The sequence below is a fragment of the Micromonospora sp. CNZ285 genome (assembly GCF_004637285.1).
Map to the genome: position 1 here is coordinate 970,779 of NZ_SPQD01000001.1, position 20,183 is coordinate 990,961.

General features: G+C 76.8%; 9 protein-coding genes (1 of these 9 only partly in view). All 9 read left to right on the forward strand.

What is annotated here, in order from left to right:
• Tightly spaced (each overlapping or abutting the next), the 9 genes in view from CLT75_RS04430 to CLT75_RS04470 form a layout consistent with a single transcriptional unit that may run on beyond the window.
• A complete protein-coding gene (locus CLT75_RS04430; RefSeq protein WP_135239602.1) occupies nucleotides 1-1,014 on the forward strand; it encodes a class I SAM-dependent methyltransferase in 1,014 nt (337 codons plus the stop codon).
• A complete protein-coding gene (locus CLT75_RS04435; protein ID WP_486485058.1) occupies nucleotides 1,011-3,656 on the forward strand; it encodes an amino acid adenylation domain-containing protein in 2,646 nt (881 codons plus the stop codon). Before CLT75_RS04430 ends, CLT75_RS04435 begins: the two co-directional genes overlap by 4 nt.
• Nucleotides 3,637-4,788, forward strand: coding sequence for a potassium transporter TrkA (locus CLT75_RS04440; RefSeq protein WP_135239603.1), 1,152 nt, complete (start codon nucleotides 3,637-3,639; stop codon nucleotides 4,786-4,788). Before CLT75_RS04435 ends, CLT75_RS04440 begins: the two co-directional genes overlap by 20 nt.
• A complete protein-coding gene (locus CLT75_RS04445) occupies nucleotides 4,785-6,140 on the forward strand; it encodes a DUF6002 family protein (RefSeq protein ID WP_135239604.1) in 1,356 nt (451 codons plus the stop codon). The genes CLT75_RS04440 and CLT75_RS04445 overlap by 4 nt, the downstream gene beginning before the upstream one ends.
• On the forward strand, nucleotides 6,137-8,488 hold the full coding sequence (locus tag CLT75_RS04450; protein WP_135239605.1) for an amino acid adenylation domain-containing protein: 2,352 nt from the start codon (nucleotides 6,137-6,139) through the stop codon (nucleotides 8,486-8,488). The genes CLT75_RS04445 and CLT75_RS04450 overlap by 4 nt, the downstream gene beginning before the upstream one ends.
• The gene (locus tag CLT75_RS04455) at nucleotides 8,485-10,134 is read left to right on the forward strand and encodes a polyketide synthase (RefSeq protein ID WP_135239606.1); all 1,650 of its coding nucleotides are present in this window, start codon (nucleotides 8,485-8,487) and stop codon (nucleotides 10,132-10,134) included. Before CLT75_RS04450 ends, CLT75_RS04455 begins: the two co-directional genes overlap by 4 nt.
• On the forward strand, nucleotides 10,131-13,607 hold the full coding sequence (locus CLT75_RS04460; protein WP_135239607.1) for a non-ribosomal peptide synthetase: 3,477 nt from the start codon (nucleotides 10,131-10,133) through the stop codon (nucleotides 13,605-13,607). The genes CLT75_RS04455 and CLT75_RS04460 overlap by 4 nt, the downstream gene beginning before the upstream one ends.
• A complete protein-coding gene (locus CLT75_RS04465; RefSeq protein WP_135239608.1) occupies nucleotides 13,604-15,919 on the forward strand; it encodes a lantibiotic dehydratase in 2,316 nt (771 codons plus the stop codon). The genes CLT75_RS04460 and CLT75_RS04465 overlap by 4 nt, the downstream gene beginning before the upstream one ends.
• Nucleotides 15,916-20,183, forward strand: the 5' portion of a protein-coding gene (locus CLT75_RS04470) for a type I polyketide synthase (RefSeq protein ID WP_135239609.1). 82 nt of this gene lie beyond the right edge of the window; only the first 4,268 of its 4,350 coding nucleotides appear in the window; the start codon lies at nucleotides 15,916-15,918; its stop codon lies off the right edge, out of view. The genes CLT75_RS04465 and CLT75_RS04470 overlap by 4 nt, the downstream gene beginning before the upstream one ends.

The window sequence follows — 20,183 nt, forward strand, 5'->3', positions numbered from 1 at the left end:
ATGAGCCGGCCGTACCTTCCGTCTCTGGTCCTGCGCGATTACCTGCACACCGTGGCGACCCTCCACCCGCAACTGCGCGAGCTGCTCGACTTCGGCCGTCCCGGCGCGGACGAGGCCCTTGCGGAACTGGCCGGCACGGTCAGCGAGTTCGACACCGACTCCACCGGCCGGGGCGATTCCTACCGCCGGGCCCAGCGGGACACGCTCGTCCGCTGGACCGGCATGCGGCGGCTGCTGGACCTCGCCACCCCGGACGCCGCCGCCCCGGTCACGCTCATCCTCGACGTGCTCGGCGGCGACGGCACTGTGGCCCGCGCCGCGAGCAGCCAGTCCGCCTGCTTCGAGTCCAAACTGGCGTTCATCACCGGCGACCTGTCCGGCCACATGGTCGACAAGGCGCTCGCCCACGGCCTGCCCGCCGTCCGCCAGGCCGCGCACTTCCTGTTTCTGCGCGACGCCGGCGTGGACGCGGTGCTGCTGGCGTACGGCACGCACCACATCCCGGCGGCCCGGCGGCCGCAGGCGGTGGCGGAGGCGGCCCGGGTGGTCCGGCCCGGCGGCCGGATCGTGTTGCACGACTTCGACGAGTCCAGCCCGATGGCCGGGTTCTTCGGCGAGGTGGTGCACCCGCACGCCGCCGGCGGCCACGACTACCGGCACTTCAGCCGCGCGGAGCTGACCGGCCTGTTCACCGCGGCCGGGCTGCCGGTACGCGTCGTCGACCTGTACGACCCGCTGATCGTGCGCGCCGACAGCGCCGAGTCCGCGTCCGCGGGCATGCGCGACTACCTCGGCGACATGTACGGCGTGCGCGACTACTTCGCCACGCTCACCGACGACGAGGTGTGGCGGCTGCTGACCCGCCACTTCGACCACACCGGCTACCTCGCCGGGCTCGGCCGCGACGACGTGCCGGCCCGTCCGCTGGTCTACCGGGCCGACGGGCAGTTCGTGGCCGAGGTGCCCCGGATGGCGATCGTCGCGGTCGCGACGAGGACGCAGGTAGCGCCGTGACCGGCCCGCGCCACCTGACCGGCCCCCGCTACCTGACCGACCTGGTGCACCGGCCCGCCGGCGCCGACGGCGACCGGCCCGCGATCGTCGGCCCGGACGGCGAGCTGAGCTACACCGCGCTGTGGGAGCGGGTCGGCGCGACGGCCGAGCTGCTGCGCCGCGCCCGCGTGCGGCCGGGTGACCTGGTGGGCCTGTACCTGCACCGGTCCGCCGACCACGTGACGTCGTTGCTGGCGACCCTCGCGGTGGGCGCGGTGGCGGTGCCGATCGACCCCGAGCTGCCCTCCGGACGGGCCGAGCAGATGCTCGCCGCGGCCGCGCCCCGGCTCGTCCTGTACGCCGACCGTCCGCCCGCCGTCGCCGCGCCCGCGTCCACCGGGTGGCGGGACGTGCGTACCGCGCGGGCCGGGTCGACGGCCGACCTGACCGATCGCACCGGCTGGCTGCCGCCGGGGGAGCACGCCGCGCTCGTGCTGTTCACCTCCGGCTCCACCGGCCGGCCCAAGGGTGTCGTGCTGCACCACGCCGGGCTGGTCAACCGGCTGGCCTGGGGTCACGACCGGTTCGGCTTCGCCGCCGACGACCGGGTGCTGCACAAGGCGTCGATCGGGTTCGACGCGTCGGTGCACGAGATCCTCTCCCCGCTGATCGCGGGCGGCGCCGTGGTCGTCGCCGGGCCGGGCCTGCAGTTCGACAGCCTCGGGCTGGTCCGGCTGATCCAGCGGGAGGCGGTCACCACCGCGCACTTCGTACCGACCATGTTGCGGCACGTGCTCGACGAGCCGGAGTTCGCCGGCTGCCTCACGCTGCGGCGGGTGCTGTGCGGCGGCGAGGCGCTGGACATGCGGCTGGTCCGGCGGCTGCGCGAGGTGCTGCCGTGCGGGGTGTTCAACGGGTACGGCCCGAGCGAGACCTCGATCAACGTGTCCTACTGGGACTGCGCCGAGCCGTACGCGGGCAGCATCGCCCCGATCGGCCGGATCATCGGCGGCGTCACCGCCCACGTGCTCGACGACGACCTGCGCCCGGTGCCCGAGGGCGGGACCGGCGAGCTGTGGATCGGCGGGGTCGCGGTCGGGCTGGGCTACCTGCGCGACGACGAGCGGACGGCGGAACGTTTCCGCCCCGACCCGGCGCGGCCGGGCGCGCGGCTCTACCGCACCGGTGACCTGGTGCGGATCGCGCCGCAGGGCTTCCTGGAGTTCCGCGGCCGGGCCGACGACCAGGTCAAGATCCGGGGGGTCCGGGTGGAGCCGGGCGAGGTGGCGGCCGTGCTGCGCGAGCATCCGGCCGTGCACGACGCGGTGGTGGTGACGGTCCCGGACACCGACGACGGCCCCCGCCTGGTCGGCTACGTCGTGCCGCAGCCCCGGCAGGCCCCGGCGGTCGGCGGGCTGCCGCGGTTCCCGCTACCCAACGGCATGGCGGTCACCGCGGCGTCGCCGGACGAGGCGGTCTTCCTCTACCGGCAGATCTTCGACCAGGCCGAGTACGCCCGTTTCGACGTCCGCGTCGGCGACGGCGCCGTGGTCCTCGACGTCGGCGCCAACATCGGGCTGTTCTCGCTCTGGGCGTCCCGGCAGGCGCGCGACGTGCGGCTGGTGGCGGTCGAGCCGAACCCGGACACGCTGCCGTACCTGCGCGCCAACCTCGGCCTCTACGCCGGGTCCGCGTCTGTCGTCGAGGCCGCCGTGACCGACGCGGCGGGCACCGCCGAGCTGACCTCGTTCCCCGAGCTGAGCTATCTGTCCGGCCTCGGCGCCGACCGGGCCGGCGCCGCCTCCGACCTGGTCCGGTCGCACTACCGTCACGGCGGCGGCGACGCCGACGAGACCGAGCAGGCGGCGCTCCTCGCGGACGCCCGCCGCCGCCTCGCCCCGGTGGCGCATGTGGTGCCGACGGTGACGCTGTCGGACCTGCTGGACCGCTTCGGGCTGGACCGCGTCGACCTGTTGAAGATTAACACCGAGGGCGCCGAGCTGAGCGTGCTGCGCGGGCTGCGCCCCGAGCACTGGCCCCGCATCCGGCAGGTCTGCCTGGAGGTCGAGCGCAGCAGCGTGACCACCCCTCGGGTGCGCGAGCTGCTGTGCGCGGCCGGGTTCGAGGTGCACGACATCGGCGACTGGAACGTCGGCGCGGACGCCGACGTCAGCTACGTCTACGCCGTACGGCCGCAGGACCCGCCACCGGCGGCGACGCCCCGGGACGAGCCCGCCGACCACCTGCTGACCACCGGGCTGCTCCAGGGCTACCTGGCCTCGGCGCTGCCGCCCGCGATGCGCCCGGACCAGATCGTCCTGGTCGACCGGCTGCCCCGCCTGCCCAACGGCAAGGTCGCGCGGCTGGAGCTGCCACCGCCGCCGCCCCGGCCTACCGGGGTCGCGGCGGAACCCGGTGGCGGCGCCCTCACCGACCGGCTGCGCGAGGCGTGGCGGGCCACGCTCGGCGTCGACGCGGTGCACGACGACGACACGTTCGTCGCCCTCGGCGGGCACTCGCTGACCGCGCTGCGGATGGCGCTGCGGGTACGGGAGATGGCCGGGCTGGAGGTGTCCCCGGCGAGCTGCCTGCGCGCCGGGTCGTTCGCCGACTGGGTCGACCGGGTCACGGAGGCGGGACGCGATGTCAGCCCGGTCCGCTGACGCGCGGCACGTCGTCGTGGTGGGCGCCGGCCGGCTGGCCCGCTCGCTGTGCCACGCCCTGGCCGCGACGCCCGTCCCGGTGCCGCTGCGCGTGACGGTCCTGGCCCGCGACCCGGACGCGGCGCACGCGCTCGCCCGCGCCGCGCGGGTGCGCGCCACAGTCGCCGGAACCCCCGTCGCCGTCACCGCCCGGCCGTTCACCGCCGGACCCGGCGCCGACCCGGGGGAGGGGTACGCCGCCGACGCCGCCTCGATGGCCCGGCTCCGGCCCGACGTGCTGGTCTGCGCCGCGTCCGCGCAGTCGCCGTACGAGCGGGCGGCGGCGCCGTCGGCATGGACGGACCTGATCGCCGCGGCCGGCTTCGGCGTGACGCTGGCGTTGCAGGCCGAACTGGTGTCCCGGCTGGCCGCCGCGCTGACCGGCGGCGCGCCCGGCGCCACACTCGTCAACGGCGCGTTCCCGGACGCGGTCAACCCGCTGCTCGCCGCGCGGGACCTGCCGGTGCGCTGCGGCATCGGCAACGTGGCGACGCTCGCCGCATGCCTGGACGCCGCGCTCGGCCGTCCCGGCCAGCGCCGTCTGGCGGTGCTCGGCCACCACGCCCACCTCGCCGCGCCCGGCCCGGACGACGAGGACACCGCCGAGGTACGCGCCTGGCTGGACGGCCGGCCCGTCCCGGACGTCACCGGGCTGCTCGCCGGCTACCGTGCGCTGCCCCGGCCGGAGCTGAACGCGCTCGCCGGGCACGCCGGGGCCGCCCTGGTGGCGGCGCTCGCCACCGGCGACGAGGTGACGGCGAGCCTGCCCGGGCCACTGGGACTGCCGGGCGGCTATCCGGTCCGGCTCACCGGCGGCCGGACCGAGCTGCGGCTGCCGGCCGAGCTGCCGGTGGCGCAGGCGGTCGCCTGGAACACCGCCGCCGGGCGCCGCGACGGCGTCGAGGTCGGCGGCGGCCACGTCCGCTACCCGGAGCGCGCCCGGGCGGCGCTGGCGCCGTACCGGCCGGACCTGGCCGGCGGCTGGCACGCGAGCGAGCTGCCCGAGATCGCCTGCCGGTTCACCGCCCTGCGTGACCATCTGCGAACGGTGCCGCCGGCGCCGGCCCGGAGTGTGTTGGAGGAAGCCCGATGACCGTGACCACCCCGGCCACCCGCAACATGATCACCGACTACTACGACGTCATCGCGTCGGCGGTGCGCCGGTGCGGCGCGGTCCCCGGCGACGCGCCCGGCACACCCGGCTTCGCGCCCGGCTTCGACCTGCCCGAGCTGACCCCCGCGGTACGCGAGTTCTACGCCGCCGCCACGGTCGGCTGGTCCCCGCTGGGCCACTACGGCGGGCACAACCTGACGATGCTCGACCTGACCGCCAATCCGGGTACCCGGACCACGAAGACGTTCGCCTCGATGGTGATCGTCGCCCGGGCGGTGGAGCACATCCGGCGTACCGGCGAGCGGCTGTGCATCGTCACGCCGACCTCCGGCAACAAGGGCGTCGCGCTGCGCGACTCGGTGGCCCGCGCGTACGCGGCCGGGCTGGTGACCCCGGAGCAGCTGTCCATCGTGGTGCTGGCGCCGGCGGCGACCCGGCACAAGTTCCGCCACGACGCGCTCGCCGCCGATCCCGCGACCCGTGCGGTGAACCCGCTGCTGCGGTACACCGGCGCGGACCCGGAGGGCGTGAAGGCGCTCGGCCGCGCGTTCGTCGACGAGTACGCCGCCACCGCGTACGACAAGCACGGCGTCACCCTCTGGTACACGCTTGACCTGCGCAACTACCTGGTCGCCGACGCCGCCCGGGCCGCGTTCGAGGCCGACGTGTCGCCGGCCACCGGTTCCCGCTGGCACGCGCACGCCGTGTCCAGCGCGTTCGGCCTGCTCGGCTACAACCTGGGCCGCGACGTGCTGGAGGCGGCCGGTGACGCCGACCCGGCCGGCCGGCCCGGTTTCCTGCTCGTGCAGCACCTCGGCACTCCGGACATGGTGCTCAGCCTGCGTCACGGCTCGTTCGAGCGGGACCACTGCCCGGCGTACACGCTCGACGAGAGCCGGGGCGTCTGGACGCAGGACGCCGACCTGCGCTTCCCGGCCGTCACCGACGACCCGGCCGAGGTGCTCGACCCGACGTTCTACACCCACCGCCCGGTGACCTCCCCGGCCATGAACGCGCTCGTGCGGCGGCACGGCGGCGACGGCATCGTGGTGTCGCGGCGCGAGTGCGTGCGGCGCTACCCGGTCGCCCGGCAGTGGCTCGCCAACGCCGGTCTGACGCTGCCCGAGGACCCGGCCCGGCTGCGGGAGTGGTCGATCCTGATGGCGCTGACCGGCGTCTGCAACGCCGTCGACCGGGGCCTGGTGCCGGCCGGGCACGAGATCGTGGTGCACGGCACCGGCAGCTACTGCGACGACTTCCGGATCGCCGAGGCCGACGCCGAGGTGTCCACGCTCGCCGACGTGGTCGCCGCCGTCCTGGACCAGCGGTGAGCCCGTCTCCGCAGCCGCTCGGCCTGCCGCCGCGGCTCGCCGCCCGGGCGCGCGCCACGGGCGTCGACCCGGCCGCCGTCGTCCTCACCGCCACCGCCCTGGTGGTACGCCGGTACACCGGATCCCCTGTGGTGACGCTGCGGCACGGCGACGACCCATTGACGCTCGACCTGACCGCCGACGCGCCGATCCGGGAGTTGTGCCGGTCGTTGTGCCCGGCGCCGCCGGACCACCCGGTCGACGCGACCGTCGAGGTGCGCCCCGACCTGGCCGCCGTCACCGTGTCGGGGCTGCCCGCCGCGTACGCCGACGACCTCCGTGCCGACCTGGCCGAGTTCCTGTCCACGCTGGATCCGGACGCCTCGTCGGCGGGGGTGCTGCCGTCGGCCCGGTACGAGCGGCGTCCCGCCCCGGACCTGTGGCGGCTGCACGGCGGCGACGGCACCGAGGCCGGCCGGGTGCGCGGCGACACCATCCCGGCCGCGTTCGCCGCGGCGGTGCGGGCGTACCCGCAACGGCCGGCGGTGCTCGCCGACGACGCGACGGTGACCTACCGGGACCTCGGCGCGGCAGTCGCCGCGACCGCCGAAGCGCTGGCCGGGCCGGGTGACGTCACGGCGCCGGTGGCGGTGCTGTGCCGCCACGGCGTCGCCACGATCACCGGCATCCTGGCGGCGCTGGCGTCGGGGTCGCCGTACGTGCCGCTGGACCCGGCGTACCCGGCGGCCCGGCTGGCCGCGATGTTGCGCGACGCAGGCGTCCGGGCGATCGTCGCGGACCCCGGCCACGAAGGGCGGGCCGCCGCGCTCGCGGCCGACGCCGGGCTGCCCGGCCTGCCGGTCGTGTCGTTGCGCCGGGGCGAGCCCGGCGTGCCGGTGCCGGCCGGGCCCGCGCGCCCGGACGACCCGGCGTACGTGCTCTACACCTCCGGGTCCACCGGGAAGCCGAAGGGCGTGGTGCAGAGCCACCGCAACGTGCTGTTCGGCGTCCGCAACCACGTCCGCAACTTCGCCGTCCGGCCGGACGACCGCACGAGCGTGCTCACCTCGTTCGGCTACGACATGGCGGTCACCGACACGTTCAGCGCGCTGCTGTCCGGCGCCGCCGCCGTCCCGGTCGACGTCCGCACGCACGGCCTCGGCCACCTCACCGGCGCGCTCGCCGACCGGGGCGTTACCGTCTACCACTCCACCCCCACCGTCTTCCGGTACGTGGTGGCGAGCCTCGGCGAGCACGGGCGGCTGCCGTCGGTCCGCGCTGTCGTCCTCGGCGGCGAGGAGGTCACCCGGCACGACGTGGCGCTGGCCCGGCGGTCGTTCGCGCCGGGCGTGGTGTTCGTCAACGGGTACGGCACCACCGAGATCAGCTTCGCCGCGCAGCACCACCTGCCGCCGGACGCCGACCCGGGGCGCGCAGTCGTACCGATCGGGCATCCGCTGCCGGGCGTCGAGGTGGTGCTGACCGACCCGGCCGGACGTCCCGCCTGCCTCACCGGCGAGGTGGTCGTGCGGACCCCGCACGTCGCGCTCGGATACCTGGGCCTGCCGGAGCTGACCGCGGCCCGGTTCACCGAGCACGACGGGGTGCGCGCGTACCGGACCGGTGACATCGCGCGGCGGCTGCCCGACGGCATGCTCGTCTACCTGGGCCGCGGCGACCGGATGGTGAAGATCCGCGGCTACCGGGTGGAGCTGGGCGAGATCGAGGCCTGCCTGGCGGCGCTGCCCGGCGTGGCCCACGCGGCGGTGGTGGCGCGACGCGGTGCGTCCGGTTCGGGCGAGCAGGAGATCGTCGCGTACGTGGTCGGCGCCGCCGGGACGGTCGTCGAGCCGGGACCGCTGCGGGAACGGCTGGCCGCCGTGCTGCCGGACTTCATGGTGCCCCGGGCGGTGGTGGCGGTGCCGGAGCTGCCGATCGGGCCGACCGGCAAGCTCGACCAGGCCGCCCTGCCCGACCCGGACGCCGGCCGCCCGGACGCCGGAGGGTCGCACGCTGGGCAGCCGACCCCCGGGGGACCGCCGTCCGGGCCGGTCGAGCAGACCATCGCGGCGGGCTGGTGCACGGTGCTCGGACTGCCCACGGTGGACCGCCTGGTGAACTTCTTCGAGGCGGGCGGGCACTCGCTCCAGCTCGCCCTGGTGCAGGGATACCTGGAGGAACACCTCGGCCGCCGGGTGCCGCTGGCCCGGCTGGTGGAGTTCCCGACCGTGGCGGCGCTGGCCGCGTACCTGGGGACGGCCGGGGACGCTTCGGGCGTACCGGAGGACGGCCGGCTGGCCGCGGTCGGACGCCGGATGGCCCGCCGCGCCGCCGCGCGGGCCGCCGGCGGCGGGGAGGGACGGGCGTGAGCGAGGACGACCGGATCGCGGTGGTGGGCCTGTCCTGCCGGGTGCCCGGCGCGGACGACGCGCCCACGCTGTGGCGCAACCTCCTGGACGGGGTGGACTCGGTACGCCGGACCCCGGCCGGTGACGGCGCGCCCACCAGCCCCGACTGGGTGCCGGCGTTCGGGCGGCTCGACGACCTGGACGGCTTCGACGCGGACCTGTTCGGCTACCCCGCCGCCGCGGCGGCGCTGCTCGACCCGCAGCACCGGCTGTTCCTGGAGGTCGCCTGGCACGCCCTGGAGGACGCCGCGATCGACCCGGACCGCGACCCGGCCCAGATCGGCGTGTTCGCCGGATGCGCGCCCAACCGCTACCTGCACCACCATCTGCTGGGCAATCCCGCGCTGGCCCCGGCGGCGGGCACCCTCGCCGAGGACTGGGACGACGCGCTCACCGGCTCGGGCTGCGACTACCTGCCGACGCGGACCGCGTTCGCGCTGGGGCTGTCCGGCCCGGCCGTGGCGGTCCAGACCGCCTGCTCGACAGCGCTCGTCGCGGTGTGCCAGGCCGGGCAGAGCCTGCTGGACTACCGCTGCGACGTGGCGATAGCGGGCGGCGCGGCGGTGGTGTCCACCCGGCAGGCCGGGTACCGGCTGCGGCCGGGCGGGCTGCTGGCCACCGACGGGGTGTGCCGGCCGTACGACGCCGCCGCCACCGGGCAGGTGTTCGGCAACGGCGCCGGGACGGTGGTGCTGAAGCGGCTCGCCGACGCCCGCGCCGACGGCGACCACGTGTACGCCGTGCTCGCCGGGTGGGCGGTGAACAACGACGGCGCCGACCGGCCCGGCTTCACCGTGCCGGGCGTGTCCGGCCAGGCGGCGGTGATGGCGGAGGCGCTGGCGTCGGTCGGCTGGGACGCGGCCGACGTGGGCTACCTGGAGGGTCACGGCACCGGCACCCCGGTGGGCGACGCGATCGAGGTGGACGCGCTGGCCCGGGTACGCCGGGGCGTCCGCGCTCCGCTGCTGCTCGGCTCGGTGAAGGGCAACCTCGGCAACCTGGACGCCGCGGCGGGCGTGATCTCCCTGATCAAGGCCGTGTACGCGGTCCGCACCGGGCAGGTGCCGGGTACCGCGCACTTCACCGCCGCGCACGACGACATCGACCTGGCCGCCGCGGGCGCCGAGGTGGACGCGCAGACCCGGCCGTGGGCCGGGGAGCGGCGCGCGGGCGTCAGCTCGTTCGGTCTCGGCGGCACCAACGCGCACGTGCTCGTCGAGCCCGCGCCCGCGACGGACGCGCCGGACGCCGGGGCACCCGGCCCGGTGGTGCTGGGACTGTCCGCGGGCAGCCCGGCGGCGCTGCGGGAGCTGGCCCGGCGGCTGGCCGTCCGGCTGGCCGACGGCGACCTGGCGGTGGCCGACGTGGCGCACACGCTCGCGGTGGGACGGCGGCGGCTGGCGTACCGGGACGCGGTCGCCTGCGCCGACGCCGGTGAGGCGGTGGCCGGGTTGACCGCGCTCGCGGCCGGCTACCCGGTCGGCGGCGACGAGGCAGTCCGCGCCTGGCGTGCCGGTGCCGACCTGGCCGTGCCGCAGGGCCGGCGGGTGCCGCTGCCCGGCTACCCGTTCCGGCGGACCCGGCACTGGATCGAGGCACGACGATGACCGGTCCCGAGCTGCCCTACCCGCAGGTGTGCCTGCCCGACCTGGTCGCCGCGCACGCCCGGCGGCGTCCCGGCGCGCCGGCCGTGGTGCAGGGCGACCTGACGCTCAGCTACGCCGGCCTGGCCGGCCGGGCCGCCGCGCTCGCCGTGTCGCTGCGCGCCCACGGCATCGGCGCGGACGACCTCGTCGGCGTCTGCGTGGACCGTCGCCCGGACCTGGTGGTCGCGCTGCTCGGCGTGCAGGCGGTCGGCGCCGGGTACGTCCCGCTCGACCCGGCGCTGCCGGCCGGCCGGTTGCGGGAGCTGGCCGCCGAGGCCCGGCTGCGCGTCGTCGTGGGTACGTCCGCCGCCGAGGCGTTCACCGGCCGCACCGTGCTGGCCGTCCCCACCGGCACCGCGCCCTGGCAGCCGACCCCGGCGACGCTCGCCACCACGGCGTACGCGATGTTCACGTCCGGGTCGACCGGGCAACCGAAGGGTGCGGTGATCGAGCACCGGGCGCTGACCGAGAAGGTCACCTCGATCGCGGAGTTCTCCGGGTTCGACACGGCGACCCGGTGCCTGGCGTTCGCCTCGATCGGGTTCGACGCGTCGGTGGTCGACATGCTCGCCCCGCTCGCCGCCGGGGGCACGGTCGTGCTCGCCGGTGACGCCGAGCGGGCCGACCCGACCCGGCTCTACCGGATCTGTGCCGAGCAGGCAGTCGACGTGGTGGTGCTGCCGCCGCCGATCCTGCCGCTGCTGGACCCGGCCCGGCTGCCCGGCGTGCGGCTGGTCATCACCGGCGGCGAGGCCACCGGCCCGGAACAGGTCGGCCGCTGGACCGCCGGCGGGCGCCGCTTCATCAGCGTGTACGGCCCGACCGAGGCGACGGTGCTGGTGACCTGGTTCGAGGGCAGCGGCGAGTGGACCCGGCCCATCCCGATCGGCCGGCCCGCCGCCAACCACCGCATCCACCTGGTCGACGACGAGCTGCGCGAGGTCGGCCCGGGGGAGATCGGCGAGGTGCTCGCCGGTGGTCCCGGGCTCGGCCGCGGATACCTCTTCGACGCCGCCCGCACGGCGGCACGGTTCCTCCCGGACCCGTTCTCCGGCAAGCCGGGGGAGCGGCTCTACCGCACCGGCGACCTGGCCCGGTGGCTGCCGGACGGGAGCCTGGAGTTCCTCGGCCGGGCCGACCGGCAGGTGAAGATCCGCGGGCAGCGGATCGAACTGGGCGAGGTCGAGGCGGTGCTGCGCCGCCACCCGGACGTCGACCTGGCCAGCGTCCAGGTCCGCGCCGGCGCCGGCGGTCAGGAACTCGTCGCGTACGTGGCGACCGGCCTGGACGCTGCCGAGGTGCGCGACTACTGCGCCCGGCTGCTGCCGCCCGCCGCCGTACCGGCCCGGATGCACACCATGCCCGCGCTGCCGATCACCATCAACGGCAAGATCGACACCGATCGGCTGGCCGCGCTCGACGTCGCCGGACCGGCTCCCGTGCCGTCCGGCGAGCCGCCCGCCACCGACACCGAGCGTCTCGTCGCGCAGGCGTGGGCGGCGCTGCTGGACGTGCCCGCGGTCGGCCGCGACGACGACTTCTTCCACCAGGGCGGGCACTCGATCACCGCGATGCGGCTGGTCGCCGACCTGCGCGAGCGGCTGGGTCGCGACCTCGCCATCGAGGACGTGCTGGTCGGGCGGACGCCACGCGGCATCGCCGCCCGCGCCGACGCCGCCGCCGGAGCCGGACCGGCCGACGCCGCCGTCAGGGGACGGCCACCGGCGCTGTCCCCGGCGCAGCAGCGGCTGTGGTTCCTCGGCCGCTACTTCCCGGCCGCCGCCTCGGCGTACAACGTCGCGTTCGCCGAACGGCTCACCGGCCCGCTCGACGTGGCGGCGCTCGCCACGGCGCTCACCGCCGTCGCGGACCGCCAGCAGATCCTGCGCTGGCGCATCCCGGAGCGCGACGGCGTGCCGTACGCGGTCGCCGACCCGTCCACACCGGTGCCGCTGCCGGTACGCGACCTCGCCCCGGGCACGGATCTCGCCGGCCACCTCGCGGCGAGCGCCGCCACGCCGTTCGCGCTGGGCACCGACACGCTGTGGCGGGCCGAGCTGATCCGCACCGGCGACGACGAGCACGTGCTGGCCGTCTACGCCCACCACGCCGTGTTCGACGGCTGGTCGCAGTCGCTGTTCTACGCCGATCTGGCCGCCGCGTACCGGGCCGCGCTCGGGGACGGGCCGCCGCTGCCGCCGCTGCCCGCCACGTACGGCGACTACGTGGCCTGGCGCGCCGACCGTGCCCGGCGCCGCGCCGCCGCCGACCTCGACTGGTGGCTGGACCACCTGACCGGGGCACCTGTGGTGCTGCGACTGCCCGGTGGACGGGACCGGCCGGCCGAACAGACGTATACCAGCGCGACGGTGCGCACCCGGCTGGACCGGGCCGCCACTGCCGCGCTCACCGACCTCGCCGCCGGGCTCGGCGCGACCCCCGCGGCCGCCGTACTCGCCGCGTTCGCGCTGGTGCTGGCCCGGCGTACCGGCCTGCCCGACCTGGTGATCGGCACCCCCACGGTGGACCGGCGGGCCGCCGACTTCGAACAGATGGTCGGCTTCTTCATCGAGATCGCGCCGCTGCGGCTGCGCCGGACGCCCGGGGCCGGCTTCGCCGCGCACGTCCGCGCCGCCTGGGAGGAACTGCTCGCCGCGCTCGCCCACCCGGAGGCACCTGTCGAACGCATCGTCGGCGGCCTCGGGCTGGGCGGCCTGCTCGACCGCAGCCCGCTGGTGCAGGTGCTGTTCAACATGTACACGTTCGACGAGCCCCGGCTGGACCTGGCCGGGCCGGCCGCCGAACCGGTGCCGGTGCCCGCGCCCGGCTCGCCGTTCGACCTCACGCTCTACGGCGTCACCCGGGACGGGCGGCTGCGCGTGGAGATCGTCTTCAACCCGGACGTCTACGGCGAGGCCCTGATCACCGACGTGCTCACCGACGTCGAGCGGTTGCTGCGGGCCGGCGCCGCCGACCCGGAGCGGCCGGTGGCCGAGCTGCCCGCCTGGACCGCCGTCCCGGCCGGAACGGCCGCCGACGTGACCCGGGCCGCCCGGGTGAACCGGGCCGGAGGCCGCGCCGGTGTGCCCGCCGCCCGCCCGGCCACCGCCACCGAGCGGCGGATCGCCTCGGTCTGGTGCGACGTGCTCGGCGTACCGGAGGTGGCCGCGACGGACAGCTTCTTCGACGTCGGCGGCGGCTCGCTGGCGGTCGCAGTCGTGCAACGGCAGCTCAACCGGCTGCTCGGCACGAACCTGCGGGTCGTGGACCTGTTCCACCACCCGACCGTCCGCGCGCTCGCCGCGCACCTGGACAGCATCAGCGCGCCGGGGGAGGACGCCGAGGACGAGGCGGTGGAGCGGGCCGCGCGCCGGGGCGCGCTGCGCCGCCAGCGGGTCCAGCGCCGCCCGGTGGTGGAGGAGGAGCCGCGGTGACGTACCTGGTCCCCCTCGGCGACACCGGCTGGTCGGTATGGCGGGACGTGCTGCTGCGCAGTGCCGGGTTCCCCGCCGACGGACTGGACCGGTTCGCCGCGCCGGACTGCGCCGACGCCGCCGACCGGCACCTGTCGGGCGAGCTGGACGAGACGGCTTTCACCACCGCGTACGCCACCGCCGTCCGGGCGTCCTCGGCGGCGCTGTGCGGGATCGCCGCCGACCCGCTGTTCCGCGAGGCCGTCGCCTGGCAGAACCCGGAGGCGCTGGTGGCGCTCGACGGGCTGCTCCGCGACGGCCCGGACGCAGCCCGCAACGTGCGCCGCCGGGGTCGGGAGAACGTCGTCGCCGGGTACTGGCAGCGCTACGTCGCCAAGTGCGAGACCATCGGCTTCTTCGGGCCGGTGTGCTGGGGCACCGTGGCACCGGGTGCGCCCGGCGTCACCGCCGTGCCCGGCCCCGGACTGCTCCGTCACCGCGCCGTCCACCTCGAACACTGGGCGCTCGCCGCGTACGCGGACCGGCTGGCCGCCGACCCGCAGGTCCGGCAGTGGCTGGCCCCGGTCCGGGCGCCGCACGTCCACCTGGAGGGCCGGGTCGTGCACCGGCCCGCCCAGCGCCCGGAACCGGTGTCGCTGAGCGAGTCGACCGCGCTGTGCCGGTGCGACGGCACCCGCCCGGCCCGGGACGTCGTCGACGACCTGGTGCGCGACGGGCAGACCGGCGTGCGTCGCGCCGAGGAGGGGTTCCTGCTGCTCGCGCAGCTCGTCGAGCGAGGGCTGCTGCGCTGGGACTTCGACCTGCCGCAGGGCTTCGCCGCGCAGGAACACCTGCGGGAGCGGATCGCGGCGATCGGTGACCGGGAGTGCCGCGCGCGGGCGCTGGCCGGGCTGGACCGGCTGGCCGCCGCCCGCACCCGGGTCGCCGACGCCGCCGGTGACCCGGCCGCGGTCACCGTCGCGCTGTCCGCGCTGGACGCCGAGTTCACCGCGCTCACCGGGCTGCCGCCGCGCCGCCGGGCCGGGCAGAACTACGCGGGGCGGGCGCTGTGCCACGAGGAGACCGCACGCGACGTGGACCTCACCGTCGGCGGCGGCCTGCTCGACTCCCTGGCCCCGGCGCTGGACCTGCCGCTGCGGGCGGCGCGCTGGCTCACCGCCGAACTGGCCACGGCGTACGGCGACGCGCTGCGTGACCTGTACGACGACCTGAGCGGCGACGGGCCGGTCCGGCTCGGTGACCTGTGGTTCGTCGCGCAGGGGCCGCTGTTCGGGCCGGGTGACCGGCCGGTGGACCGGGTCGCGGCCGAGTTCGCCGCCCGCTGGGAGCGGGTGCTCGGACTGGCCGGGCTGCCCGCCGGGACGTCCCGGGTGGAGTTCGGCGCGGCCGAGCTGGCGCCCCTGCTGGCCGACCGGTTCCCGGCGACGCGCCCCGGCTGGAGCGCGGGCCGGGTGCACAGCCCCGACCTGCAACTGTTTGCCGAGTCACCGCAGGCGCTGGCCGCCGGCGAGTTCGGGGCGGTGCTCGGCGAGCTGCACGCCGCGTACGCCACGTTCAACGCCGAGCTGTTCACGCACTGCCACCCCGACCTGGACCGGCTGCGGCGCGCGTACGCGGCCGACCTGGGCCCGGGACGGCTGCGCCCGCTCTACCCGGTCGACTTCCCCCGCGTGGGCGGTCGGCTGTCCGCGTCCCTGCACGGGCCGGACGACCACCGGCTCGCGTTCGCCGACGCGCCCGGCGCGCCGCGCGACCGGCTCGTGCCGGCGAACGCGGCGATCGTGTCCGAGGTGGACGGCGTCCTGGTGGCGACTGGCCCGGACGGCACGCGCTGGCCGCTGGTCGAGGTGTTCTCCGACCTGATCGCGGTGCACGCGGGCGACGCGTTCAAGCTGATGACCGACCGCCCGCACACCCCTCGGGTGACCGTCGACCGGCTGGTGCTGGCGCGGGAGACCTGGCGCACCACCGTCGGGGCGACCGGCCTGGCCGACGCCGTCGACCAGGCGCGGCGCTACCTCGCGGTACGCCGGTGGCGGGCCGCGCTGGGCCTGCCGGAGCGGGTCTTCGTCCGGGTGGCCACCGAACTCAAGCCCACCTACGTGGACCTGACCAGCCCGCTCTACGCCAACCGGCTCTGCCTGCTGCTGCGCGCCGCCCGGCGGGCCGGCGGCGACGACGTGGCGGTGACCGTGTCGGAGCTGCTGCCCGCGCTCGGGCAGGCGTGGCTGCCCGACCGCGCGGGCCGCCGCTACGTCAGCGAACTGCGCCTGCACATCAGCGATTCGGCCGAGCCGGAGGTCATGGCGTGAACGAGACAGTGGAGCCGATCGCGATCGTCGGGCTCAGCCTGCGCGTGCCGGGGGCGGCGTCGGCGGAGGAGTTCTGGCGCAACCTCGTCGTCGGCGCGGAGTCGCTCACCCGGTTCACCCGCGCGGAGCTGCTGGCCCGGGGCGTCACCGCGGAGCAGCTCGACGACCCGGCGTACGTGCCGGTGGCCGCCGTGCTCGACGGCGTGGACCGGTTCGACGCGGAGCTGTTCGGGCTGAGCGCCCGCGACGCGGAGCTGACCGACCCGCAGCAGCGGCTGTTCCTGGAACACGCGCACGCCGCGCTCACCGACGCGGGCTGCGACCCGGCCCGCTACGACGGCGAGATCGGCGTGTATGCGGGCGGCAACGCCGACCTGTACCAGTGGCTGAACGTCCGGCGGAACCCGCGAGCGCTCGCGGACGCGGGTGAGCTGCGCGTGTCGCTCGGCAACAAGCCGGACTACCTGGCCAGCACCGTCGCGTTCCGGCTCGGCCTGCGCGGCCCGGCGATGACGGTGCAGACCGCCTGCTCGTCGTCGCTCGTCGCGGTGCACCTGGCCGCCGAGGCGCTGCGCAGCGGCGAGTGCGACACGGCGCTCGCCGGCGGCGTGTGCGTGGAACTGCCGCACGGCGTCGGGTACGTCGCCGACGAGGGCTACACCTCCGCCGACGGGCACTGCCGCCCGTTCGACGCGGACGCCGACGGCACCGTCTACGGCAGCGGCGTCGGCGTGGTCGTGCTCAAGCGGCTCTCCGACGCGCTCGCCGACGGCGACGACATCCGGGCGTTGATCATCGGCAACGCGGTGAACAACGACGGGTCGGCCAAGGCGAGCTTCACCGCGCCGAGCGTCACCGGGCAGGTGGAGGTGGTCACGCAGGCGCTCGCCGTGGCCGGTGTCGCCCCGCGCTCGGTCGGCTACGTCGAGGCGCACGGCACCGGCACCGTCCTCGGCGACTCGATCGAGCTGGCGGCGCTGAGCACGGCGTACGGGCGGCGCACCGCCGAGCGGGGCTGGTGCGGCGTCGGCTCCACGAAGGCCAACATCGGTCACCTCAGCGCGGCCGGCGGCGTGATCGGCCTGATCAAGACCGTGCTGTCGATGCGGCACCGGCTCATCCCGCCCACCGTCAACCACGACCGGCCGCACCCGGACATCGACATCGAGGCGAGCCCGTTCTACGTGGTGTCCACGCTGACCAAGTGGGAGCCCGAGGACCAGCGGCCGCTGCGGGCCGGCGTCAGCTCGCTCGGCCTCGGCGGCACCAACGCGCACCTGGTGCTCCAGGAGGCGCCGCCGCGCGTACCCCCGGAGCCGGATCACGGCGGCGGCGAGCTGCTCCAGGTGTCCGCCGCGACCCCCGACGCGCTGGCCGCTGCCTGTGCCCGGCTGGCCGAGCGGCTCACCGGCGCGCCCGATGTGGGACTGCGCGACGTGGCGTACACGCTGCGGGAGGGCCGGCCGGCCTACCGGTACCGGGCCGCCGTCGTCGCTGTGGACCGGGCCCGGGCCGCGGCGGCGCTCACCGACCCGAAGCGCCGGGCCGCCGGTGACGCCGCGACGCCGCCCCGGGTGGGCCTGCTCCTGCCCGGCCAGGGCGCGCAGCACCCCGGCATGGGCGCGTATCTGGCCGCGACCGAGCCGGTGTTCGCCGCCGCCGTGGACGAGTGCGCCGCGATCCTCGGCTGGGACGCGAACGAGATGATCTTCGACGCCGGACCCGGCGCGGACGAACGGCTGGCCGGACCGGCGGTGGCGCAGCCCGCGCTGTTCGCCGTCGAGTATGCGCTCGCGGCGCTGTGGCGGCACTGGGGCGTCACGCCCGCCGCGATGATCGGCCACTCCGTCGGCGAACTGGTCGCCGCGACAGTGGCCGGGGTGTTCGACCTGCCGGACGCGCTGCGGCTCGCCGCCGCCCGGGGCCGCCTCGTGCAGGCCGCGCCGGAGGGCCGGATGCTCGCCGTGCAGCGCGGCGCCGACGAGATCGCGCCGCTGCTGCCCGACGGTGTCGCGGTGGCGATCAGCAACGGCCCGCACACCTGCGTGGTGGGCGGCGCGCCGGAACCGGTCGCCGCCGCCGAGGTCCTCCTGCGCGAACGCGGCATCGGCTGCACGCCGCTGCGCTCGCCGTACGCGATGCACGTGCCGCTGCTGGCGGCGGTGCGTGACGAGTTCGCGGCGCTCGTGGCGGCGGTGCCGCGCCGGGCGCCGGACCTGGCGGTGTTCTCGGCCGCGACCGCCGCGCCGTTCACCGACGAGCAGATCACCGACCCGGCGTACTGGGCCGACCAGCTGTGCCGGCCGGTGCGGTTCGGCGCCACAGTGGCCGCGCTCGCCGCGACCGGCGCCGCCGACGACTGGCTGCTGCTGGAGTGCGGCCCCGGCCGGCAGCTCGCCGGTCTGGCCCGGCTCAGCCTGCCGGCGGGGGCCCGGGCGCCGCTGCGCACGCTGCCCGCGCCGGGGGAGCGGCTGACCGACAGGCAGACCGCGTACGAGGCGGCGGGCCGGCTGTGGACGGCCGGGGCGCCGGTGCGGCTGCCCGCCTCCGGCACGCCGCGCCGGGTGCCGCTGCCCGGCTACCCGTACCAGCGGGCCCGGTACTGGATCGACCCGGACCCGGTGGCCGCTCCCGCCGAACCGGCCACCGACGAGCGGTACGACGACGGCGTGGTCGAGGTGCCGGTCTGGCGCCAACTGCCCGACGCCGCGCCCGTCGAGGCGCCCGGCCCGCTGCTGCTGTTCGCCGCCGGTGAGCGCGGCACGGCGCTCGCGGCCCGGCTGCGCGAGCGCGGCGCGGACGTCACAGTGGTCCGCCCCGGACCGGCCTTCGCGGTCCACCCGGACGGCTACCGGCTGCGCCCGGCCAGCGTCGCCGACCACCAGCGCCTGCTCGACGAGTGCGCCGACGACGGCCGGGCCGCCCGGATCGTGCACGCGTGGGCGCTCGACGGCGACCCGGCCGGCCCGGACGCCGACGCCGTGGCGGTGGCCCAGGAACACGGGTACCTCGCGCTGCTGACCCTGCTGGAGGCACTGCCGGCCGCCGACGTGGCGCTGGACGTGGTGACCGCCGGGACGGCCGACGTGACCGGCGCCGACCTGCTGCGCCCGGAACACGCCACAGTAGCCGGGGTGGTGCGCTCGGTGCCGCTGGAACGTCGGGGACTGCGCTGCCACTGGGTGGACGCCGACCCGGCCGACCCGGACGCGGACGCGCTGGCGGACGAACTGCTCGGCGCCGAGCGGGCCGAGGCGGTCGCGCTGCGGCTGGGCGGGCGCCGCTGGACACGCGGGTTCGCCGCCGCGCCGGCGCGCCGGCGTACCGGGCCGGCACTGCGCGACGGCGGGCGCTATCTGATCACCGGCGGACTGGGCCGGATCGGCGGGGCGTTCGCCGCCGAACTGGCCCGCCGGGGCGCGCGGCTGGTGCTGATCGGCCGGACCGCCCGGCCGGACCTGGTCGAGGCGCTGGAACGGGCCGGGGCGCAGGTCCGCCACGTGCGCGCCGACGTGACGGACGTGGACGCGCTGCGGGCGGTACGCGCCGACATCGAGGACGACCTCGGCGGACTCGACGGCATCGTGCACGCCGCGCGGCTGCCCGACACCGGGCTGTCCGCCGGGTCGCGGCCGGCCGAGGCGACCGCCGAACTGCTGCCGAAGGTCACCGGCGCGCTGGCGCTGCGCGCGGTCTTCGGCGATATGCCGCTCGACTTCGTGCTGCTCAGCTCCTCGGTGACCGCGCTCGCCGGCGGCCTGGGCCGCGCCGACGACACGGCCGCCAACGCGTTCCTCGACGCGTACGCGCGCAGCCCGCACGGCTGGCGGGCCCCGGTGCTGTCGGTGGCCTGGGGCGCGTGGCGGGAGGAGGGCGTACCCGACCACGACGGGCTGGCCCCCGACGCGGCGGTGCGCGCGGCCTGCCGGGTCCTCGCCGAGGGACGGACCGGCTCGGTGGCGGTCGGCGCCTACACGGTGGAGGCGGTCGCCGGGCACGAGCGGCGGCTCGCGGCGACCACGGCGGCCACCGCCTCGACGGTGACCGCCGCCGACGGCGACCTCACCGCCACCGTCGCCCGGATCTGGCGTGACGTGCTGGGCGTGGCCGAGGTCGGCCCGCACGACGACTTCTTCCGGCTCGGCGGCACCTCGCTCGTGGCAGCGCAGCTGGTGCTGCGGATCCGGCAGGCGGTGGGCGCCCGGCTGTCCATGCGGGTGCTGTTCGACGCGCCCACCGTCGCGGCGATGGCCGCCCGGATCGA

What these genes read in the sequence shown, in the direction of transcription:
- CLT75_RS04430 (WP_135239602.1), top strand. Translation starts at nt 1, where the DNA reads ATGAGCCGGCCGTACCTTCCGTCTCTGGTCCTGCGCGATTACCTGCAC.
- CLT75_RS04440 (WP_135239603.1), top strand. Translation starts at nt 3,637, where the DNA reads ATGTCAGCCCGGTCCGCTGACGCGCGGCACGTCGTCGTGGTGGGCGCC.
- CLT75_RS04445 (WP_135239604.1), top strand. Translation starts at nt 4,785, where the DNA reads ATGACCGTGACCACCCCGGCCACCCGCAACATGATCACCGACTACTAC.
- CLT75_RS04460 (WP_135239607.1), top strand. Translation starts at nt 10,131, where the DNA reads ATGACCGGTCCCGAGCTGCCCTACCCGCAGGTGTGCCTGCCCGACCTG.